This is a genomic window from Rhodococcus sp. As11 (assembly GCF_048957735.1).
Lineage (GTDB): Bacteria > Actinomycetota > Actinomycetes > Mycobacteriales > Mycobacteriaceae > Rhodococcus > Rhodococcus gordoniae.
In genome coordinates, this window is sequence record NZ_JARDJE010000017.1 from 40,674 (window position 1) to 61,041 (window position 20,368).

Annotated in this window: 17 protein-coding genes and 1 tRNA gene; 11 read left to right on the forward strand and 7 right to left on the reverse strand. The window is 68.9% G+C overall.

The annotated features are described in order from the left end of the window. Positions 1-22: 22 nt before the first annotated feature. The gene (locus PV766_RS18860; protein WP_172506143.1) at positions 23-628 is read right to left on the reverse strand and encodes a TetR/AcrR family transcriptional regulator; all 606 of its coding nucleotides are present in this window, start codon (positions 626-628) and stop codon (positions 23-25) included. A gap of 192 nt (positions 629-820) precedes the next feature. Between PV766_RS18860 and PV766_RS18865 the strand changes: the two genes are divergently transcribed. The 6 genes from PV766_RS18865 (at position 821) to PV766_RS18890 (ending at position 7,716) form a co-directional block, all read left to right on the forward strand. Continuing rightward, positions 821-892: transfer RNA gene (locus PV766_RS18865), tRNA-Gln, on the forward strand. Between the two features lie 79 nt (positions 893-971). Then, positions 972-2,447, forward strand: coding sequence for a bifunctional UDP-N-acetylglucosamine diphosphorylase/glucosamine-1-phosphate N-acetyltransferase GlmU (gene glmU, locus PV766_RS18870; RefSeq protein WP_421097645.1), 1,476 nt, complete (start codon positions 972-974; stop codon positions 2,445-2,447). Then, on the forward strand, positions 2,444-3,421 hold the full coding sequence (locus PV766_RS18875; protein ID WP_084421861.1) for a ribose-phosphate diphosphokinase: 978 nt from the start codon (positions 2,444-2,446) through the stop codon (positions 3,419-3,421). The genes glmU and PV766_RS18875 overlap by 4 nt, the downstream gene beginning before the upstream one ends. A gap of 32 nt (positions 3,422-3,453) precedes the next feature. Continuing rightward, positions 3,454-4,083, forward strand: coding sequence for a DUF2461 domain-containing protein (locus PV766_RS18880; RefSeq protein WP_421097646.1), 630 nt, complete (start codon positions 3,454-3,456; stop codon positions 4,081-4,083). Between the two features lie 155 nt (positions 4,084-4,238). Then, a complete protein-coding gene (locus PV766_RS18885) occupies positions 4,239-4,919 on the forward strand; it encodes a hypothetical protein (RefSeq protein ID WP_064064648.1) in 681 nt (226 codons plus the stop codon). Between the two features lie 217 nt (positions 4,920-5,136). Then, a complete protein-coding gene (locus tag PV766_RS18890) occupies positions 5,137-7,716 on the forward strand; it encodes a helix-turn-helix transcriptional regulator (protein WP_064064717.1) in 2,580 nt (859 codons plus the stop codon). Here the strand turns inward: PV766_RS18890 and PV766_RS18895 are convergent. From PV766_RS18895 to egtA, 5 genes are all read right to left on the reverse strand, one after another. Further along, a complete protein-coding gene (locus PV766_RS18895) occupies positions 7,685-8,911 on the reverse strand; it encodes an MFS transporter (RefSeq protein WP_064064649.1) in 1,227 nt (408 codons plus the stop codon). The two genes, PV766_RS18890 and PV766_RS18895, sit on opposite strands and share 32 nt — an antisense overlap. Before the next feature lie 76 nt (positions 8,912-8,987). Further along, on the reverse strand, positions 8,988-9,944 hold the full coding sequence (gene egtD / locus PV766_RS18900) for an L-histidine N(alpha)-methyltransferase (protein WP_064064650.1): 957 nt from the start codon (positions 9,942-9,944) through the stop codon (positions 8,988-8,990). After that, complete coding sequence (gene egtC, locus PV766_RS18905) at positions 9,941-10,690, reverse strand: ergothioneine biosynthesis protein EgtC (RefSeq protein WP_064064651.1); 750 nt, start codon at positions 10,688-10,690, stop codon at positions 9,941-9,943. The genes egtD and egtC overlap by 4 nt, the downstream gene beginning before the upstream one ends. Beyond that, on the reverse strand, positions 10,683-11,975 hold the full coding sequence (gene egtB, locus PV766_RS18910) for an ergothioneine biosynthesis protein EgtB (RefSeq protein ID WP_064064718.1): 1,293 nt from the start codon (positions 11,973-11,975) through the stop codon (positions 10,683-10,685). Before egtB ends, egtC begins: the two co-directional genes overlap by 8 nt. Then, on the reverse strand, positions 11,972-13,201 hold the full coding sequence (gene egtA / locus PV766_RS18915) for an ergothioneine biosynthesis glutamate--cysteine ligase EgtA (RefSeq protein WP_064064652.1): 1,230 nt from the start codon (positions 13,199-13,201) through the stop codon (positions 11,972-11,974). Before egtA ends, egtB begins: the two co-directional genes overlap by 4 nt. Before the next feature lie 154 nt (positions 13,202-13,355). Here egtA and PV766_RS18920 point away from each other — a divergent pair, with 154 nt between their 5' ends. From PV766_RS18920 to pth, 3 genes are all read left to right on the forward strand, one after another. Then, on the forward strand, positions 13,356-14,534 hold the full coding sequence (locus PV766_RS18920) for an aminotransferase class V-fold PLP-dependent enzyme (protein ID WP_421097647.1): 1,179 nt from the start codon (positions 13,356-13,358) through the stop codon (positions 14,532-14,534). Positions 14,535-14,774: 240 nt separating this feature from the next. After that, positions 14,775-15,383 carry a 50S ribosomal protein L25/general stress protein Ctc gene (locus tag PV766_RS18925; RefSeq protein ID WP_255162332.1) on the forward strand — a complete coding sequence of 203 codons (609 nt, stop codon included), beginning with the start codon at positions 14,775-14,777 and terminating at the stop codon, positions 15,381-15,383. A 93-nt stretch (positions 15,384-15,476) separates the two neighbouring features. After that, positions 15,477-16,049, forward strand: coding sequence for an aminoacyl-tRNA hydrolase (pth, locus tag PV766_RS18930; RefSeq protein ID WP_016933065.1), 573 nt, complete (start codon positions 15,477-15,479; stop codon positions 16,047-16,049). Between the two features lie 50 nt (positions 16,050-16,099). Here the strand turns inward: pth and PV766_RS18935 are convergent, their stop codons facing one another. Beyond that, a complete protein-coding gene (locus PV766_RS18935) occupies positions 16,100-17,737 on the reverse strand; it encodes a fatty acyl-AMP ligase (RefSeq protein ID WP_421097648.1) in 1,638 nt (545 codons plus the stop codon). A 205-nt stretch (positions 17,738-17,942) separates the two neighbouring features. Here PV766_RS18935 and PV766_RS18940 point away from each other — a divergent pair, with 205 nt between their 5' ends. Together PV766_RS18940 and PV766_RS18945 are read left to right on the forward strand one after the other, a co-directional pair. Next, positions 17,943-19,652 carry a peptide chain release factor 3 gene (locus tag PV766_RS18940; RefSeq protein ID WP_129977002.1) on the forward strand — a complete coding sequence of 570 codons (1,710 nt, stop codon included), beginning with the start codon at positions 17,943-17,945 and terminating at the stop codon, positions 19,650-19,652. 101 nt (positions 19,653-19,753) lie between these two features. Continuing rightward, entirely contained in the window at positions 19,754-20,359 is a 606-nt protein-coding gene (locus PV766_RS18945) for a hypothetical protein (protein ID WP_371053611.1), read from the forward strand. Positions 20,360-20,368: the final 9 nt, after the last annotated feature.

The window sequence follows — 20,368 nt, forward strand, 5'->3', positions numbered from 1 at the left end:
GACGCTCCCGAAAACGAGAGGACTATTCGGAAATCGGGGGCTCTCCGAGCTTCGGGTCCGCTTCGAGACCGATCAGGCCGTTCCAGCACAGGTTCACGAGGTGGGCTGCCACATCCTCCTTCGACGGGGTGCGGCGATCGAGCCACCATGTCGCGGTGGTGGCGACCATACCGACGAGCGCCTGGGCGTAGAGCGGAGCGAAGTCGGGGTTGAGGCCGCGGCGGGAGAAGTCGCCGGACAGCAGCTCCCCCACCTGCCGCATCGCTTCGTTGAGAAGGCTCGAATAGGTGCCTTCCTCGGCCGACATCGGCGAGTCGCGCACCAGGATCCGGAAACCGTCGGTGCGTTCCTCGATGTAGGTGAGCAGGGCGAGCGCCGCGCGCTCGACGCGGATCCGCGACCGGTTCCGTGTGAGGCTCTCGGTCACCATCGACATCAGGACCGTCATCTCGCGGTCCACGACCACCGCGTAGAGACCTTCCTTGCCTCCGAAGTGTTCGTAGACGACGGGCTTGGAGACCTGCGCCCGCTGGGCGATCTCCTCGATGGAGGTGCCCTCGTAGCCGCGCTCGGCGAAGAGGGCACGGCCGATCTCGATGAGCTGTTCCCGACGCTGCGTGCCCGTCATCCGGATCCGCGAAGTGCGCTCGGTCCGCTTCTGCGACGCCTGCGACACATGTCCTCCTTCGGCGGCGGGGCGTACTCGAACGTTCGACAGCCTATCCATTCCCGATCCCGCCACCCCAGGTTCGACGTCGACGCCGTCTCGTGCAAGGATCGGGGGCGCACGTCCGCCGGTTCCGCCGCGGAGGTGTGGCAGTCCGCCGTGGTGTAATCGGCAGCACCTCTGATTTTGGTTCAGATAGTTCAGGTTCGAGTCCTGGCGGCGGAGCGGGAACCGTCCCGGGGAGCCTCAGCGCTTCCCCGGTGCACGCACGGACCGGCGTGCAGAAACGTGTCGAGGGAGCTACATGCAGGTGCAGACCGCGATCGTCGTGCTGGCAGCCGGAGCAGGAACAAGAATGCGGTCGAAGACACCGAAGGTGTTGCACACCCTCGGCGGCCGCACGATGCTCGCCCACTCCCTCTACGCCGTCGCCGCGCTCGAACCCTCCCATCTCGTCACGGTCGTCGGGCATCGCCGCGCGGAGGTCTCCGCCGAGGTGACCGCCGTCGCCGAGAGTCTCGACCGCAAGATCCGGGTGACCGTCCAGGACGATCAGCTCGGCACCGGTCACGCCGTGGAGTGCGGCCTGGGCGCCCTGCCCGACGACTTCGACGGCACGGTGGTCGTCACCGCGGGCGATGTCCCGCTGCTCCGCCCCGACACCCTGCGTGAGTTGCTCGCCGCGCACCTCGACCCCGAGCCGGCCGCGGTCACCGTCCTGACCACGACGGTGTCCGAGCCCACCGGGTACGGCCGCATCGTCCGCACCACCGACGGTGATGTCGCCGGGATCGTCGAGGAGAAGGACGCGTCCACGACGCAGCGCGCGATCCAGGAGATCAACACGGGCGTGTACGCCTTCGACGCGGCCGCGCTGCGGTCGGCCCTGGGCAAGTTGAGCGACGACAATTCGCAGGGCGAGCTGTACCTGACCGACGTCGTGAAGATCGCCCGCGGAGAGGGCCTGGCCGTCCGCGGTGTGCACACCGACGACGCCGTGCAGGTCTCCGGCGTCAACGACCGCGTCCAGCTGGCCGCACTGACCGCCGAACTCAACCGGCGTCTGCTCGAGCACTGGATGCGCGAGGGTGTCACGGTGATCGACCCGGCGTCGACGTGGATCGACGTCGACGTCGTTCTCGGCAGCGACGTCACCATCCATCCCGACGTGCAGTTGCGCGGCCGCACGGTCGTCGCCGACGACGCGGAGATCGGCCCCGGCACGACTCTCATCGACGTGCAGGTCGGCGCGGGCGCCAGCGTCGTGCGCACCCACGGCTCCCACGCGGTGATCGGCGCGGAGGCCACCGTCGGACCGTTCACCTTCCTGCGTCCCGGCACCGAACTCGGCGCGTGCGGCAAGCTCGGCGCCTTCGTCGAGACGAAGAACGCGCAGATCGGGGCGCATTCGAAGGTTCCCCACCTCACCTATGTCGGCGACGCGGAGATCGGCGAGCACTCCAACATCGGAGCGTCGAGCGTGTTCGTCAACTACGACGGGGTGCAGAAGTACCGCACGGTCGTCGGATCGCACGTCCGCACCGGGTCGGACACGATGTTCGTCGCCCCCCTCACGGTGGGCGACGGCGCCTACACGGGCGCCGGAACAGTACTCCGCCGCGACGTTCCTCCGGGGGCGCTGGCGGTGTCGGGTACGCCACAGCGCAATATTGAAGGGTGGGTCCAGCGCAATCGCGCCGGTACCCCCGCTGCCGAGGCAGCATCGAGAGCACAGCAGCAGCACGACCACGATCGGCAGAAGGACGGCCAGAACCAGTGACCAATTGGATCGACAACCAGAAGAACTTGATGCTCTTCTCCGGCCGGGCTCATCCCGAGCTGGCGGAACAGGTCGCGAAGGAACTGGGTGTCCCCCTCACCCCGCAGACGGCACGGGACTTCGCCAACGGTGAGACGTTCGTGCGCTTCGAGGAGTCGGTGCGCGGTTCGGACGCCTTCGTGCTGCAGAGCCACCCGTTCCCGCTGAACCAGTGGGTCATGGAACAGCTCATCATGATCGACGCGCTCAAGCGTGGTTCCGCCAAGCGCATCACCGCGATCCTGCCGTTCTACCCCTACGCCCGTCAGGACAAGAAGCACCGTGGGCGCGAGCCCATCTCCGCTCGCCTGATCGCCGATCTGCTCAAGACCGCCGGCGCCGACCGCATCATCACGGTCGACCTGCACACCGATCAGATCCAGGGCTTCTTCGACGGCCCGGTCGACCATATGCACGCGCAAGGTCAGCTCGCCGAGTACATCCGCGGCAAGTACGGCGTCGAGAACATCGCCGTGGTCTCCCCCGATTCCGGTCGCGTGCGCGTGGCCGAGAAGTGGGCCGACACTCTCGGTGGTGCGCCGCTGGCGTTCATCCACAAGACCCGCGACCCGCTCGTGCCCAACCAGGTCAAGTCGAACCGGGTGGTCGGTGAGGTCGAAGGCCGCACCTGCATCCTCATCGACGACATGATCGACACCGGCGGCACCATCGCCGGCGCGGTGAAGATCCTGAAGGAGGCCGGTGCGGGCGACGTCATCATCGCGGCCACCCACGGCGTGCTCTCCGATCCGGCCGCCGAGCGCCTCGCCGCGTGCGGAGCCAAGGAGGTCATCGTCACCAACACGCTGCCGATCCCGGAGGAGAAGCAGTTCGACTGCCTCACCGTGCTGTCGATCGCCCCGCTGCTCGCGCAGACGATCCGCGAGGTCTTCGAGAACGGCTCGGTGACCTCGCTGTTCAACGGGGTCGCCTGACCTTCGGTTCCACGACGGGGCAGACTGTCCGGGTGTTCACCGGATTTCCCGTCGCGGCCCTCGACTTCTACGACGATCTCGAGGCCGACAACAGCAGAGCATTCTGGGCCGCGCACAAGGCCGTCTACGACGACTGCGTGCGCGGCCCGATGCTTGCCCTGCTCTCGGAACTCGGGGAGGAGTTCGGTGAGGGCAAGGTCTTCCGCCCGTACCGCGACGTACGGTTCAGCAAGGACAAGTTGCCGTACAAGACCCATCAGGGCGGATTCGTCTCCGTCGCGCAGAGCGTCGGCTACTACGTCGAGATCAACGCTGCCGGGTTGCGGGTGTCCGCGGGCCTGTTCCACGGTTCGTCCGAGCAGATCGCCGGCTACCGCACAGCGGTCGATCACGAGCGGCGCGGTCCGGAACTCGGGAGGATCGTGCGCAAGCTCGAACGGTCGGGCTACGAGATCGGGGGCGACCGGCTGAAGTCCCGGCCGCGCGGCGTGGACGCCGATCATCCCCGCATCGAACTCATGCGGCACCGGTCACTGTGGGCCGGTCGCACCGAGATCTCACCTCCCTGGATCGACACTCCGCGCACTCTCGAGGAGGTGCGTTCGGCGTGGCGGGAGTTCCGGCCGTTGGTGCGCTGGCTCACCGCCGCCACTGCAACGTGATCCGGCAGACCGGCTGGTATGGAAATGCTGTGTGGCGCAATGGTTTGAGGACGCGCCGGGACGGGAATGATCTTCGTCACGCCGCGCGAAATCGTCGCAGGTCGGGCGGGACCCCCTCCCCTGCATAACTCCGCTTTCACCTAAAGTGGCACCTCGTGACCGACGCGCAAACTCTCGAAGCCCCTACGGAAAACGCGACAATCCGAACGGTCCGACGATGGTCGCCGGGTGCGTGCGTCTGGTGTGGCGACACCGACTCGGTCGAACTCTTCCGCAACGAACCTCGCTGTGCCACATGCCGTAAGCACGAAGCCGTCATCGACGAGGCCCGCAAGTTCATGGGCATGTACGGTCTGCGGCCCATCGGCGGCACCCTGCAGTCCGACGACGAGGAGGAGCACGAGCACCGCCTCGCCGCTCGCGAGGCCCGCCGTGCCCTCAACGACATCCGTCTCGCCGAGCAGCCCGATCCGGCGCTCGTGCGCAAGGCCCTGCGGCCCCGCGCCACCGCGATCACCGACAGCCATGTCGGTACCTCCGCTCAGGCGTCGGCGCGTCCGGCTGCCGCGACCCGGAACTCGTCCTCGCCGGCGTCGAAGCCGGCGAAGTCCGCCGCCCCGGTCCGCACGGACGCGGTGGACGTCGAGGAGATCCAGACCCGTGCCCTCGCTCTGCTCGACCAACTCTCCGCGATCGACGCGCAGCTCACTCTCGTCGCCGAGCAGAGCGGCCTTGCCGCCCGTGCCCGGCGCAGCGACCTGGAGAAGCAGAAGGCGACGATCCTCCGCACCCTCGCCGCACTCGAGAAGGCACGTCTGAGCGCATCCGGCCGCTAGCCGCCGGCTTACGATCGCAGCCCCGCCCGCGCCGACGAGTTCGCTCGACGGTCCGGTGCCGGGGCTGCCGTCGTTAGCGCACCTCACAACTGCTCTCGTTACCGCACCTCACGACAACGGACCAGGTAGTCTGTGATCGACCAAGGCCTGTCGGGGGGCACTGTTCGGGCCTTCCCGCCTGCGCAGATCCGGACCGAAGCCTTCCGAAGGAGTGCGCGTGAGTGTTTCCGACTCCCCTCGCGTCGGTGCACCCGCGTGGCGTTCACTGTCCTCGGCTCTGGCACGCCCCCGTCTGTTCGCGTGCCTCGACCGGTGCTCCACGCTGACGGTGATCGACGCTCCCCCCGGTTTCGGCAAACGCACCCTCGTCGCCGGATGGCTCCACCAGGGCGGCGCACCCGACCACACGGTCGTCTGGGTTCCCGAACTCACCCGCCCCGGCGACGGCGACCTGCCGGAGTGTGTCCTCGACATCCTCGTCGACCATCCGGCCGTCGAGGTCACAACCGACGGCTCGCCGTTCGATCGGGTGGTCCGTGCCCTCCGCGATCTGGGATCACCGTGTCTGCTCGTTCTTGCCTGCGTGCCGGCACCGAACGCGGCCCGGATCCTCCGGGAAACTCTGCGGTTGCTCGATCACTGTCCGAAACTCGATGCGATCGTCTGCCTTCCGGGCAACAACATCGATCTGAGCGAGGTCATCACCCGCGGGATGGAATGCACGTACATCCCGGCCCCCGATCTGCTGTTCACCGTCGGAGAGACCACCCGGCTGCTGAACTCCACCGGAACCGCACGCTCCGACGGCGAATGCGAGGCGGTGTCCCGCGTGCTCGGTGGTGTACCCGCCCTCGTCTCGGCAGCCACGGGACTCGCCCGTAACCGCCCGCAGCGGTTGATCGACAACCGGGGGTTGCCGACCACGGCACTGGAATGCCTCGTACGGACCCATGTCGAGGGCCTGCTCGACGACCTCGACGCCGCCGAGTGCGACTTCGCATACTCCGTCGCGGTAGCCCACAGCCTCACCGCCGACGAAGCAGCCGAGCTGACCGGCGTGGCCGACGCCGAAGCCCGGCTGACCGCGCTCGCCGCAGCGGGGCTTCTGATGGATTCCCCTTACCGTGATCCCCGGACCTGGCGCTGGCCCGACGCGGTGCGTTCGTGCGTCCTGGAGATCTCCCGCCGGGCACGACCCGGGCACGCCGACGCCCTGCTCGGCGAACTCGCCCGGGCACATCGCGACGCCGGAAATCCCGCCGAAGCGTCGATCTACGCGGTCGAGGCCGGCGACTGGAAGACCGCCGTGACGATCGTCGAGGAGTCCTGGGCGCACATGGTGGAGCGTTCCTTCGACGTTCTCGTCAAGGTGCTCAGACAGATCCCGGATGGGGAACTCGAGGACCACCCCTCGGTACTGGCCGGTCGCGCGCTGTTCACGCAGATGCTCGACGAGCATTCGATCCTGCACGCCTCCCTGTCCACCGACGTCGACGAACTCGTCGAGCTCGGGAGGACGGCCGAAGCCGCCCAGGCCGTGTACGTCGCGACGGTACAGACCCTGACGCTGCGGGTCTCGGGCGAATTCGGTGAAGCCGCGCGACTGACCCTGCTGTTACAACCGCTCGTCGGGTCGATCCTCGAGCATCGACCCGACGACCTCGCCCCCCAGCTTCCGCTGTTGCGCCTGCAGTGGGCGATCACGCTCCAGCTCGCCGGATATCTCACCGAGTCCACCGCCGCCTTCCGGCGCGCCTACCGCGGTGCCTATGCCGCGAACATCGCCTTCGCCGTCCAGAACGCCGCGGGAAGTTCGGCCCTGAACTGGGCGGCCGTCGGCGACCTTCCGCGGGCGCGGGAATGGTTGCACATCGAGAGGCGCGCCGAGCAGACCGAAGGTCGCTGGGGCGAGATGGTCAAGGTGAGCGGCCGAGTGGCCTCCGCGCTCGTTCATCTGGACGCGCTGGATCTCGACGAGGCTGCCGGATATCTCGACACAGTGGGTGTACCCCGCGTCTCGGAAGAACTCTGGGGATTCGTCGCCTATGCGCGTGCCTCCTACGACCTGGCCACGGGTCATGCCTACGACGGGCTCACCGGATTGCACCGGTTGATCGCGTCGCACCACGACCTGTACGGACACGGAGCCTTCTGTCGCAGAATGCTCGGCGCAGCCGAGATCGATCTGCATCTGGCGCTCGGAAACGGCAACCTGGCGCGTGCCCTCGCTGCCGAGCAGTCGGCAGACCATCCGATGTGCGTGGTGGCGGCGGGACGGGCCGAACTGTTCACCCGTCATCCCGAGGCCGCGTTGAAGAAACTCAAGCGCGTCCCGTGGACGGAATGCGGATATCCGCGCGCCCATCTCGAATCGTTGCTCGTCGCCGCCGGCGCCCACCTCGACCTCGGCGACGAGAACGGTGCCGCGAGGAACTGGCGGCGGGCCTGCGCTCTGGCCGAGTCCCTCGGCAACCGCCGTGCGTTCACCACCCTCCCCGGCGATGTCACCGAACATCTGGTTGCCCTGTCGGGTCGTCCGGTTCCGGGCGGGCCCGTCGGGTCGGTCTTCGCCGAGCCCGTGACCCACGTCGAATTGTCCCCGCGAGAGACGGACGTTCTCGAACTGCTGGCACTGGGATCGACCCACGCCGACATCGCGAAGAAGCTGTTCGTCTCGCACAACACGATCAAGACCCAGCTGCGCAGCATCTATCGCAAGCTCGGGGTCCACACCCGGGTGGAGGCGATCGGCCGGGCGCGCGATCTCAGGCTGCTGCCGGTCCGCCGGTCGCTGTAGACGAAGTCGCCCGCATCCGGGCCGCGAGCCGCAGGTCGAGCACCCACACTACGCCCGCGAGCGTCGCCAGACCGACGCCGAGCACACACACCGCGGGCCACCCGCCGACCGACCACGCCGCCGTGCCGAGCGCCGATCCCGATGCGGCCCCGACGAAATAGCCCGTCATGTAGACGGAGTTCACGCGGGAGCGAGCGTCGGGATCGAGGGCGTACACGATGTTCTGATTCGTGATCTGCACGAGATTCAACGCGAGGTCGACGACGAGCATCCCCACGACGAACCACACCAGCGAGCTCCCGCCCGCGGCGAGCGCGGCCCACGACGCGACCAGCGTGACCACGCCCACGGCAGTCGTCTGCGGTCCGTACCCGCGGTCGACGAGCCGTCCCGCGACGGTTGCCGCGACCGCACCGGCCACCCCGGCCAGGCCCACGAGACCGATCTGCAGGTCGTCGAGGCCGAACGGCGGGTCGGACAACAGGAACGCCATCGTCGAGAACAACGCGCCCACCGATGCGAAGCCCAGTCCCCCGAGAATCGACCGGGTCCGCAGGCGGGGATGCCGGACGATCAACGTCCCGAGCGATCGCAGAGTGCTGCCGTAGCCCTGCCGGACCGCCGGCGGTGTCGCCGGAAGCACCCGCCACAACGCGAGGGCCACGATCACCATGGCCACCGCGCTCACCCGGTAGACCGTCGTCCAGCTGTCGCCGAGTTCGGCGAGGATGCCTGCGACACTCCGGGCCACGAGGATCCCGACGAGCAGCCCGCTCATCACGGTGCCGACCGCGCGCCCACGCGATTCGGGGGTGGCGAGGGTCGCCGCGAACGGCACCAGCACCTGCGCCGCGACCGAGAACAGACCGGCGATCGCGGTGCCCGCGACGAGCACCCCGATGTTCGGCGCGAATCCGCTCAGCCCCTGCCCCGCGGCCGCGGCCAGCACGAGCATCACGGCCAGTCGCCGCTGCGGGAACATGTCGCCGAGGGGGACGAGGAACAACAGGCCGAGGGCATAGGCGACCTGCGCGACCGTCACGGTGGAGGCCGCAGCCGACCGGGAGGTGTCCAGCGCCTCGGCGATGGAGTCGAGAAGCGGCTGGTTGAAGTAGTTGCCGCCCACGCACAGACCCGTCGCCACGGCCATGAGCAACAGGACCGGGGTCGTCAGCACGGGACGAGAGGACGTCATGTCGTCCAGCCTCCCGTGCCGGCTCGGCAGGTGTCGAATCCTCCCCGGCGGCCGAACTGCGGGAGTTCTCGGGAGGTTACTGCCGGGAGGCGCCGATCAGGACGAACCGTCCGTCGGGGTCGACCCATTCGTGCCGGACGACGAATCCCGCATCGGCAAGTTCCTGCGCGAGACCGGCGAGACGGAACTTCGCGGAGATCTCCGTCCGGATCTGTTCGCCTTCCGTGAAGGAGATCTCCAGGTCGAGGCCCGGGATCCGGACGTCCATCGCCTCGGTCGCCTCGAGTCGCATCTCGATCCACTCGTTCTCGGCGTCCCAGACGGCACGGTGCACGAACCGTTCCGGGTCGAAGTCGGCACCCAGCCGGTCGTTGAGCACGCGCAGGACGTTCCGGTCGAACTCCGCCGTCACTCCGGCCGCGTCGTCGTAGGCGGCGAGCAGAGTGTCGCGGTCGATGACGAGTCCCGCCCCGAGGAGCAGCCATTCGCCGGGACGGAGGATCGCGGCCGTGCCGGCGAGGAACTGGGCGCGTTCGCTCGGGACGAGGTTGCCGATGGTGCCGCCGAGGAACGCGATCGCGCGTGTGCCACCGGCAGGAAGATGCGCGAGCGAATCGGTGAAGTCGCCGACGACACCGTGCACCGTCACGTTCGGATACTCCGCCGTCAATCTGGTGACGGCCGAACGCAGCGCCGGCTCGGAGACGTCCTGCGGTACATAGGTGTGGAGGTACGGTCCGAGGGCATCGAGCAGCACGTATGTCTTCTCGGACGAGCCGGAGCCGAGTTCGACGAGCATCTCGGGACGGGCGGACTCGGCGAAATCGGCGGCGTGCTGTCGCAGCAGGGCGAACTCCGTACGCGTCGGGTAGTACTCGGGCAGCCGCATGATCTTCTCGAACAGTCGGCTGCCCCGCGCGTCGTACAGCCAGGTGGGCGACAGGTACTTGGGATCGGACGTGAGTCCGCGCCGTGCGTCCTCGCGCAGTTTGGCATCGAGGTCCTCGGGGCGCAGATGTACGTCGACGATCACGGTGGGCCGACCTCCAGTGGTGAGACGATGAGTTTGCCCGGCACCGCGGCGACGAGATGCCGGTCGGGTACGGGTTTCCAGCGACTGTCGTCGTCGAACGGTTCGGACGCCACGATCGCGGTCTGCTCGTCGACGAACGTCCACAGCGAGTGGTACCAGGCCGTGGCCCAGATCCCGGACTCGTTGCACAGCAACATGTTCAACCGCGAATCCGGCGCGAGTGACAGCACGTCGTGGGTGAGCGAGATCAATGCCGGTTCCGGGTCTGCGCAGCGCAACCGCGACTGCAGCAGGAGCCACAGCGTGGCGGCGTCGGTAGGGGATTCGAGCCGCAGCAGGTCGGCGACGGGCAGCGCGCCGGCGAGGGTGACGAGCGATCCCGGCCAGCCCCGGACGACGCCGTTGAGGCTGAACGCCCACCGGTCGTCGGAGAAGGGTGCGGCCGCCGACCGTTCGACGGGCATCCCCTCGGTGGCCGAGCGGGTCGCGGCGACGATCGTGCGCGAGCGCACCGAGCCGAGCCCTTCACGGAGGAAGGAGTCGGACCAGATCGGCGAGGCCGACCGGTACCGTCCGAAGACGCCCTCCGCACTCCACCACCCGACACCGAATCCGTCGGCGTTGATCGTTCCTCCCCCACGCATGTCGGTGGGTGCCCAGGACTGGCGGAGCAGCGAATTCGTCCCGGTCGACAGCAGTGCGGCGACATTCGTCTCCGGTCCGATGTACGCCAGATGTCTACACATCGCCCGTCCCGTATGCGACGCGCAACCCGGCGAAGATCTGACGGCGGACGGGGAGATCCCAATTGCGGAAGGTTCCGCGGCACGCGACTTCGTCGGTGCCGAACGATCCTCCGCGCAGCACCCGGTGGCCCTCACCGAAGAAGACCTCCGAGTACTCGCGGTACGGGAATGCGCGGAAGCCCGGATACCCGGTGAACGGTGTGGACGTCCACTCCCACACGTCGCCGATCAGCTGGTGCACTCCGAGCGGTGACGCCCCACGCGGATAGGCACCTGCCACGGCCGGACCGAGGTGGCGCTGACCGAGATTGGCGTGTTCGGGACCGGGATCCTCGTCGCCCCACGGGAATCGACGGCTGCGACCGGTGGCCGGATCCCAGCGTGCCGCCTTCTCCCATTCGGCCTCGGTCGGCAGACGTCCGCCGGCCCAGCGGGCGAACGCCTCGGCTTCGTGGAAACACACGTGAACGACGGGTTCGTCCGGATGCAGCGGCACCGCTCTACCGAACACCGTCCTTTTCCAACCTGTTTCGTCGCGACTCCAGAACTGCGGAGCCTCGAGTCCGGCGTCGAGGCGATGCCGCCGGCCCACCTCGCTCCACAGTTCGCGCCGCGCGTAACCGCCGTCGTCGACGAACTCGAGATAACGCCGGTTGGTGACGGGCACCGCGTCGAGTTCGAACTCCGGCACGTCGACGACGTGGGCCGGCCGCTCGTTGTCGAGGGCCCACGGATCGGTGGACGTGCCCATCTCGAATGCACCGCCCGGAATCCGGACCCGCGCGGTGTCGGGAACGCTTCCGGTGCGCGGCGCCTCCGGAGCGTCGAGCAACGGAGAGCCCTGCCGCAGTTGATGCGTCGCGAGCATCGTTTCGCCGTGCTGCTGTTCGTGTTGTGCGACCATCGCGAAGACGAAACCGTCGCGGGTCAGCTCGTCGTCGAAGGCACTGTGCTCGAGCACGTCCCAGGTGAGATCGCGGACGGCACGCGCATAGCGACGGGCCCCGTCGGGGTCGAGCAGCGGCAGCTCCGTGCGGGTCGCGCGGGGATGCCGGAACGCGTCGTAGAGATCGTCGATGTCGCCGCGCACGGGTGGCCGCCCGCCCGCGGCCCGCACGAGCCAGAACTCCTCCTGGTTGGCGATGTGCGCCAGATCCCACACGAGCGGGCTCATCAACGGTGAATGTTGTGCGGTGAGATCGTGTTCCGGCACGGAGGTGAGCGCCTCGGTGCGGGCACGCGCCCGCTCGAGGTGACGCCTCAGCGCAGCACGAGCAGGGGTCACCGCACCTCCTCGCCCGGCGCCAGCCCGCGCAGGCACCGCGCCGCGGCCGCGTCGAGCGCCGCGGTGAACCGCATGTCGCGCGAGGACTCCGCTGCGAGTGAGAGCAGGCTCGCTGCGGCAGCACGCAATTCGAGCGAACGGAGACCCACCCGGGCCGCCTCGGCCCACCGGTCGCGCACCGGGGCGACGATCGCACACGCCTCCGCGGAGACCTCCGGAGCGGAGAGCAGCGCTTCGAGGGCTGCGACGGGCACCTGCCACGAGTCGGCCGGCTGGGCATCGAGGTAACGCACCTCGAGATGGCCGCACGGACGAACGGGCGGGAACAGCGTCGTCATGTGGTAGTCGAGGTCGTCGACGGTGGGCCGGCGCCGGATGTCGGCGTCGAGGTCGCCCGCGAGCCACGCCGCGAAGGTCGCGCCGGGCGGTGCGTACCACTCGGGCTGATCCGAGCGCACACAGGTCAGCGGCGCGTCGAGAACCCACGCGGGGTAGTCGCCGGGGTGGTGGACGTGGGTGAGGTCGGGATCGAGTTCGAGCCACGTGCGCATCCGCTGCGACACCCAGTCGCCTTCCGGAGCGCCCCGCAGCCGGGGCGAGCACGCGAAGGCCGCGATCATGGCCGGGGCGATGGCGTGCAGCAGCTCCCAGCGCCGCACGACCTCCACCTCGTCGCGTCCCATGTCGACGGAGATCTGAACCGACGCAGTGCTGTTCATCATCAACCGGCCCATCGGGCCGATGCGGTCGTAACGGAGTTCCATCGCCCCGTAGCGCGGGGTCCGCAGCAGACGATGCGGAGGCCGCACCTCGTCGGCGGCGCGGTCGAGCATGATCACCGACCGGCGGGCGAGCAGCGCCCGGAGCATGCGGAGGTCGGCCGTGAGCCGATCGCACACCTGCCGCGCCGAGGTGCACGGCACGCTGGACAACTCCACCTGGCCACCCGGCTCGACGCTGACCGCGCTGCCCGACGGCAGGGGCCGCGCGGACGACGACGGCGCGACCGTGCGCGGGGCGTGCGGTCCGAGCGCCTCGACGAGGGTCGCGAGTTCGGGACGCGACTCGGTGCCGTCGGCCCGGGCGGTGAGCCACTCGAGCTCGACCCCGATCAGCCTGGGGACTCCCAGCCGGAACGCCCTGTTGCGGACATGATCCTCGGCGTCCGCACGGGAGCCGAGTACCGTCCGGGCACGGGAGGCTGCGGCATCGACTGCCATCGCCATTCGTCCACCCCCTCGGCCGGTGCGCCAGGTATGCGGTCGAGACTAACCCGCCCGGGGACACGACGCGCGGATAACGCACCGGTACGTGCGCGAACGGACACCAGCGGGCAGGCTCGACCCCGACGATACGGTCGGCAGAAGGAGGTGCGGGTCCGTGCTGGACTTGCAGGCGGCTCGACGCGACACACCGGGATGTTTCGACCGGGTCTTCCTCGACAGCGCGGGATCGTCCCTGCCCCCGACACCGGTGCTGGACACGATGCTCGCGCACCTGCGCCGCGAGGCCGAGGTCGGCGGGTACGTGGCGGCCGACGAGCGGCTCGACGACCTGACCGCCGTGAAGACCTCGCTCGGTCGCCTGTTCGACGTACCGGAGACCTCGATCGCGCTGTCCGACGGCGCCTCGCGGGCGTGGACGTCGTTCTTCTACGCCGTGCCGCTGCGACCGGGCGACCGCATCCTGATCTCGCAGGCCGAGTACGCCGCGAACGCGATCGCCGCGTTGCAGCGCGCGCGGGCCACCGGCGCCACCGTCGAGGTCGTGCCGTCCGATCCGTCCGGTCGCCTCGACGTCGAGGCACTCGAGGGGATGCTCGACGAACGCGTGCGACTCGTGTCCGTCGTCCACGCCCCCACCAACGGCGGACTGGTCAATCCCGTACGGGAGGTCGCCGACGCCGCGCACGCGGTCGGTGCGCTCCTACTGCTCGACGCGTGCCAGTCGGTGGGACAGCTACCGGTGAGCGTGCCCGAACTCGACGTCGACGCGCTGTCGGGCACCGGACGCAAGTGGCTCCGCGGTCCCCGTGGCACCGGCTTCCTCTACGTGCGGCCGCGGCTGGTGACCGCACTCGAACCGGCGGTGCTCGACCTGCACAGCGCTTCGTGGACCTCGCCCGACAGTTACGAGCTCGCGCCGGACGCCGCCCGCTTCGAGATGTGGGAGGCCGGGGTGGCGGCCCGGCTCGGGCTCGGCGCAGCCGTGGACTATCTCCTCGAGCTGGGGGTGGACGCCGTGGCCGAGGCGGTGGCCTATCGCGCCGGGCACGTGCGCGACGGGCTCGCCGGCATCGGTGGCGTGACCGTCACCGACCTCGGTGAGCGGCACAGCGGCATCGTCTCGTTCACCGTGGACGGACGCGACCCGCGGGAGGTCCGCGACGCTCTGGCCGAGCGGTCGGTGACGGTCACGGTCAGCGGTCGCAGTTCGACCCTGCTGGACATGACCGCGCGCGATCTGCCTTCGGTGGTGCGGGCGTCACCGCACTATTTCGTCTCCCCCGCCGACGTCGACAGATTCCTCGGCGCGGTGCACGACCTCGTCCGTTCGTGAAGCCGCGCGCCGGTCACGCGCTGCTCGGCACCGTGGGTCGACAGGCCTGTTTGTCCCGGCTCGATGTCGTCCGGTAGTGTGGTTCGAGTTGTCTCGGCGAGGGTGAACCGCAATATCGCTGGATCACCGTGATCGACGCGGCTGCGACGGAAGCAATGTGCTCCCCGGTCGCACGTGTCGGATCCGTTCGTTCGAGAACACCCGACCACGAAGTGCCACCAGCGTAGGAGCCGTCACATCATGTCCGACGAGAATCGTCTCGTAGCCAGCGTCCGCACCGAGTTCGGCAAGGGTGCCGCACGCCGCGCCCGTCGCGCCGGCCAGGTCCCCGCCGTCCTCTACGGCCACGGCACCGAGCCCCGGCACCTCGGCCTCCCCGACCTCGAGTTCGCAGCCGTGCTGCGTGCCCACGGCACCAACGCGGTCCTCACCCTCGACATCGACGGTGACGAGCAGCTGGCGCTGACCAAGTCGGTCGTCGTCCATCCGATCCGCCGCTACATCGAGCACGCCGATCTGCTGGTCGTGAAGAAGGGCGAGAAGGTCACCGTCGAGGTGCCCGTCGTCCTCCGCGGCGAGCCGGCCTCGGCGACCCTCGTCGTCAACGAGGTCAACACCATCAAGCTCGAGGCCGACGCCCTGAACATCCCCGAGGAGATCGTCGTCTCCATCGAGGGCGCCGAGCCCGGCACCCAGATCCTGGCCGGTGGCGTCGAGCTGCCCGCCGGCTCCACCCTCCAGGACGATCCCGAGCTGCTGCTCGTGAACATCGTCGAGGCTCCCTCCGCCGGTGCCCTCGAGGGCACCGAGGGCGACGTGGCCGCCGAAGAGGCTTCCGAGGAGGCCTGAGCCATCACCGGCTCCCGGTAAGTCACTCGTGCGGCGCGTCATCCCCCGGGATGGCGCGCCGCACGTCGTTCGAATGCACGGAAGGATCTGCACGTGGGCGACGACACCGCGCTCGTGATCGGTCTCGGCAACCCCGGGCCCAAGTACGAGAACACCCGGCACAACATCGGATTCATGGTGGCCGACGTGCTGGCCGGACGCGTCGGCGGCAAGTTCTCCGCGCACAAGCGCAGCAACGCCGACATCGTGCAGGCCCGGCTCGACGGCCGGCAGGTGATCGTCGCCGAACCCCGCACCTACATGAATCTGTCCGGTGGGCCGGTCGCCGCCCTGGCGAAGTTCTTCTCGGTCGAGCCCGCGAACGTGATCGTCGTGCACGACGAACTCGACCTGGACTTCGGGACGATCCGGCTCAAGCTCGGCGGTGGCGAGAACGGGCACAACGGCCTGCGGTCGATCTCGTCGGCGCTCGGCACCAAGGACTACCTGCGGGTGCGGATGGGCATCGGTCGCCCGCCCGGCCGGCAGGATCCCGCCGATTTCGTGCTCAAGCCGTTCTCGGCCACCGAACGCAAGGAACTCGACGTGTGGTGCGAGGAAGGGGCCGACGCCGTCGAACTGCTCCTGAAACTCGGCCTCGAAGGTGCTCAGAACCGCATCCACTGACGGTGCGCGTGTCCGGTAGCGGCTGCTACCGGAAACGCGCACGAGCGGCGTCAGGCGCGCGTCAGCAGCGCCAGCGACGTACCGCGACGCAGCTTGCCCGAGGAGGTCTTCGGGATGCTGCCGGGCCCGAGCACCGCGACGGTGCGGGGCCGCACGCCCACCTCGGCGACCACCGCGTGCACGATGTCGTGTTCGATGCGGCGCACCTCCTCCGGGCGGTCGGAGAGTTTGGTCTCCACCGCAACCGCGAACGATTCGCGCTTGTCCCCCGCGTCGAGCCGGATGGCCACGGCGTTGCCGGGACGCACCCCTTCGACGGTCCCCGCCGCTCGCTCGATGTCGGTGGGATAGATGTTGCGGCCGCCCATGATGATGACGTCCTTCACCCGGCCGCACACCACCACGAGCCCTTCCTCGGTGAAATAGCCCACGTCGCCGGTGTCGAGCCAGCCCTGCGCGTCCTGCGCGGACACGGGTCCGTCCACGGTGAGATAGCCGTGCGTGACGGCCTCGCCGCGCAACTGGATGATGCCCACACCGCGGGGCGGCAGCACCTGCCCGTCGCGGTCGACGACGCGCCCCTCGAGACCGGCCACGAGACGCCCGAGAGTGGGCATACGGCGCGCGTGGGGACGGGTGCTCGGCACGGCCATCCCGCCTGCTTCGAGCAGGTCGGGATCCACCACGTCGAGCACCATCCCCCGCCCCGGATCGGGGACCGACACCGCGAGCGTGGTCTCGGCCATCCCGTAGGACGGGGCGAGGGCGGAGGGTTCGAGACCGAATCGCTCACCGGCGTCCGCGAGCGCCTCCATCGTGTCGGGGTCCACCGGCTCGGCGCCGTTCCACATCCAGCGCATCGACGACAGGTCGAGCGAGCCGTCGGGCGCCTGCGACAACTTCCGGGCCAGCAGCGAGTACGCGAAATTCGGTGCAGCCGTCAGGGTTCCGCGGTACTTGCTGATCAGTTCCGCCCACAGGATCGGCGAGCGGAGGAAGTCCAGCGGCGTCACCGACACGACCTCCGCACCCACCTGCATGGGGACGCTGAGGAAGGCCACCATGCCCATGTCGTGGAACAACGGCAGCCAGCTGACCATGACGTCGTCGTCGAGCGAGAACTTGACGCGGTCCATCATCGCCGTCGCGTTGGCGTAGAAGTTGCCGTGCGTGATCCGCACCGCCTTCGGCGAACCGGTGGACCCGGAGGTGAGCTGCTGCAGCACGATGTCCGATTCCGCGGTGTCCACGGGATCGACCGGATGTCCTTCCCGCATCCGCTCCACGGTGACGACGGAGATGCCCCGTTCGCGCAACAGCGACTCCGCGATTTCGAAGGGTGCGCCGAGGACGACGGCGCGTGCGTCGATCATCCGCAGGACCACCTCGGTGTCGCGCGACCACGACTGCAGATCGGTCCGCGGGGTGGGCTGGTGCAGCATCGTCACACTGCCGCCGCGCATCCACACCGCCTGGCAGACCGGGGCGATGTCCACGGGCTGTCCTGCGAGGACGCCCACCGAGTCGCCGGGGCCGATGCCTGCGGCAGCCAGGGCACCGGCCATACGGCGGGCCTGCCGGTGGATCAGTCCCCAGTTCTGTCGCAGCGGCGCATCCGGTTCGCCGGTGACCAGAGCCCCGGAGTCCGATTCCGCCGTCGCATACATCTCCTCGGTGAATCTGCTCACGACCCGCTCCTCGTCCGGTGGTGCACGACCTCGATCAAGATCCGGTAGTTGCACATCAGCGTGCGCCTCCGAGGGGTGGGCATGGGGCCACCTTCGGGAAACGTGATCGAATCTGGCGGAAATCGACACCGAATCGCCGAGTAACATGAACGAGTCGGCGGCGATAGCGCCCCTACTCCCTGCCCCCTTCGAGAGGTTTTTCCCGTTGAGCACCCCGCACGCTTCGGCCGACAGTCAATCCACCGGCACGATGGAGCCTGCGCAGTCTTCCGGCGCCCCGAAGCCCGCATCCGCGAAGGAGGTCCGTGCCGAAGCCGAGCGCAGACGCACCTTCGCCGTCATCTCGCACCCCGATGCCGGTAAGTCGACGCTCACCGAGGCGCTCGCCCTGCACGCGAAGGTCATCTCCGAGGCCGGTGCGGTCCACGGCAAGGCCGGCCGCAAGTCGACGGTCTCCGATTGGATGGAGATGGAGAAGGCCCGCGGCATCTCCGTCAGTTCCACCGCCCTGCAGTTCAACTACACGCGCTCGGATGTCGCGGGCACCGACGACGAGATCGTCAACGTCGTCAATCTCGTCGACACCCCCGGCCACTCCGACTTCTCGGAGGACACCTATCGGGTCCTCACCGCCGTCGACGCCGCCGTCATGCTCATCGACGCGGCGAAGGGTCTCGAGCCGCAGACCCTGAAGCTGTTCCAAGTGTGTCGCCACCGGGGCATCCCCGTGGTCACCGTCATCAACAAGTGGGACCGCCCCGGCCGGACGCCGCTGGAGTTGCTCGACGAGATCGACGAGCGCATCGGCCTGACGCCGACCCCCCTGTTCTGGCCTGTGGGCATCGCCGGTGACTTCCGCGGCCTGCTGCGTCGCGGCGAGGACGGCGCCCCGGCCGAGTACATCAAGTTCACCCGCACCGCCGGTGGCGCCAAGATCGCACCCGAGGAGCATCTGTCCGCCGACGAGGCGCTCGCTCTCGAGGGCGAGACCTGGGTCGAGGCCGCCGAGGAGTCCGAACTGCTCTCGATCAACGGTCAGGACCACGATCAGGAGATGTTCCTCGCGGGACAGACCTCGCCGGTGATCTTCGCGTCGGCGATGCTCAACTTCGGCGTGCGGCAGATCCTCGACACCCTCGTCACGCTCGCACCGCCGCCGCGGGCCCGCGTCGCCGTCGACGAGACGCCCCGCGAGGTCGACGACCCGTTCAGCGCCGTGGTGTTCAAGGTGCAGGCAGGGATGGACACCGCCCACCGCGACCGGCTCGCGTTCATGCGTGTCGTGTCGGGCGTCTTCGAGCGCGGCATGGTGGTCACGCACGCGCAGACCGGAAAGCCCTTCGCCACCAAGTACGCGCTGACCGTCTTCGGCCGCGAACGCTCCACGGTGGAGAACGCCTATCCCGGCGACGTCGTCGGTCTGGTCAACGCCACCGCGCTGGCGCCGGGCCACACCCTCTACGTCGAGAAGAAGGTGGAGTTCCCGCCGATCCCGTCGTTCGCCCCCGAGCACTTCGCGATCCTGCGGGCCGAGAGCGCCTCGAAGTACAAGCAGTTCCGCAAGGCCGTCGACCAGCTCGACTCCGAGGGTGTCGTGCAGATCCTCCGCAACGACATCCGCGGCGACGCCTCGCCGGTGATGGCGGCCGTGGGCCCGATGCAGTTCGAGGTGGTCGCCGCGCGGATGAAGGCCGAATACAACGTCGATCCGAGGATCGAGAACCTCGGATACACGCTCGCGCGTCGCACCGACGCGGCCTCGGCCGACGAACTGAACCGCCAGCGCGGCATCGAGGTGTTCACCCGGTCGGACGGTGTACTCCTCGCGCTCGTCAGCGACAAGTGGCGGCTGCAGTACATCCTCAAGGAGATGCCGGAACTGACCCTCGAACCGCTCGTCGCCGCGACCGACTGAGCGTCCCGGCGATGCCGAGCGGGTAGTGCGTCCAGCGGATTTTACTGATACTTTCCCTTCCGTCGATCCGACGTATTCGGGTGGAATCAGGAGTTGTGTCGATGAACGACGACGTACCGGCCGCAGCCGGCGAGGACCGGCCGTCCGGTAGGACGGCGGATGCGAGCAGACGATCCGGACGCGCGAAGCGCTCGGGGACCTTCGTCTACCCGCTGCCGAGCACTCCCCTCCCGAGCAGTACCCCACTGACGAGTACGCCGGATACCGGAACACACCGCACGAGGGACGCATCGTCGCTCGAAGGTGACCCGGCCGGCGGGGTGGGCGCCGGCAATTCCGAGGAAGGAACGACCCTGGTGAGCAGCACCGGCACGAACGGCTCCGCGAGCGGGCCCGCCACTACCACGACGACGGCCACCGAGAGCCTCGGCACCGTCACCGCGCCGAGCCCGGTCCTGTCGCGGCGCAATTCGATGGGCGTTGCGTCGGTGCGCATCGCCGCGCGACTCGCACAGAACGAACTGACCTCGCGCGACTCGCGCAACACCGGCTCGCACGGCGACCCGATAGCGGACGACGACGAACTGCTCACGCTGCTCGGCGAGTACCTGCTGGCCGGCGGTCTCGAGAAGCCGGAGATCCACGCGACTCTCGGTGGGCAGCCCATCGTCGTCGACCTGCAGGTACCGCAGCGCCGCGCCCGCTAGAGCGAACAG

What these genes read in the sequence shown, in the direction of transcription:
- PV766_RS18860 (WP_172506143.1), bottom strand. Translation starts at nt 628, where the DNA reads ATGACGGGCACGCAGCGTCGGGAACAGCTCATCGAGATCGGCCGTGCC.
- glmU (WP_421097645.1), top strand. Translation starts at nt 972, where the DNA reads ATGCAGGTGCAGACCGCGATCGTCGTGCTGGCAGCCGGAGCAGGAACA.
- PV766_RS18895 (WP_064064649.1), bottom strand. Translation starts at nt 8,911, where the DNA reads ATGACGTCCTCTCGTCCCGTGCTGACGACCCCGGTCCTGTTGCTCATG.
- egtC (WP_064064651.1), bottom strand. Translation starts at nt 10,690, where the DNA reads ATGTGTAGACATCTGGCGTACATCGGACCGGAGACGAATGTCGCCGCA.
- egtA (WP_064064652.1), bottom strand. Translation starts at nt 13,201, where the DNA reads ATGGCGATGGCAGTCGATGCCGCAGCCTCCCGTGCCCGGACGGTACTC.
- PV766_RS18925 (WP_255162332.1), top strand. Translation starts at nt 14,775, where the DNA reads ATGTCCGACGAGAATCGTCTCGTAGCCAGCGTCCGCACCGAGTTCGGC.
- PV766_RS18945 (WP_371053611.1), top strand. Translation starts at nt 19,754, where the DNA reads ATGAACGACGACGTACCGGCCGCAGCCGGCGAGGACCGGCCGTCCGGT.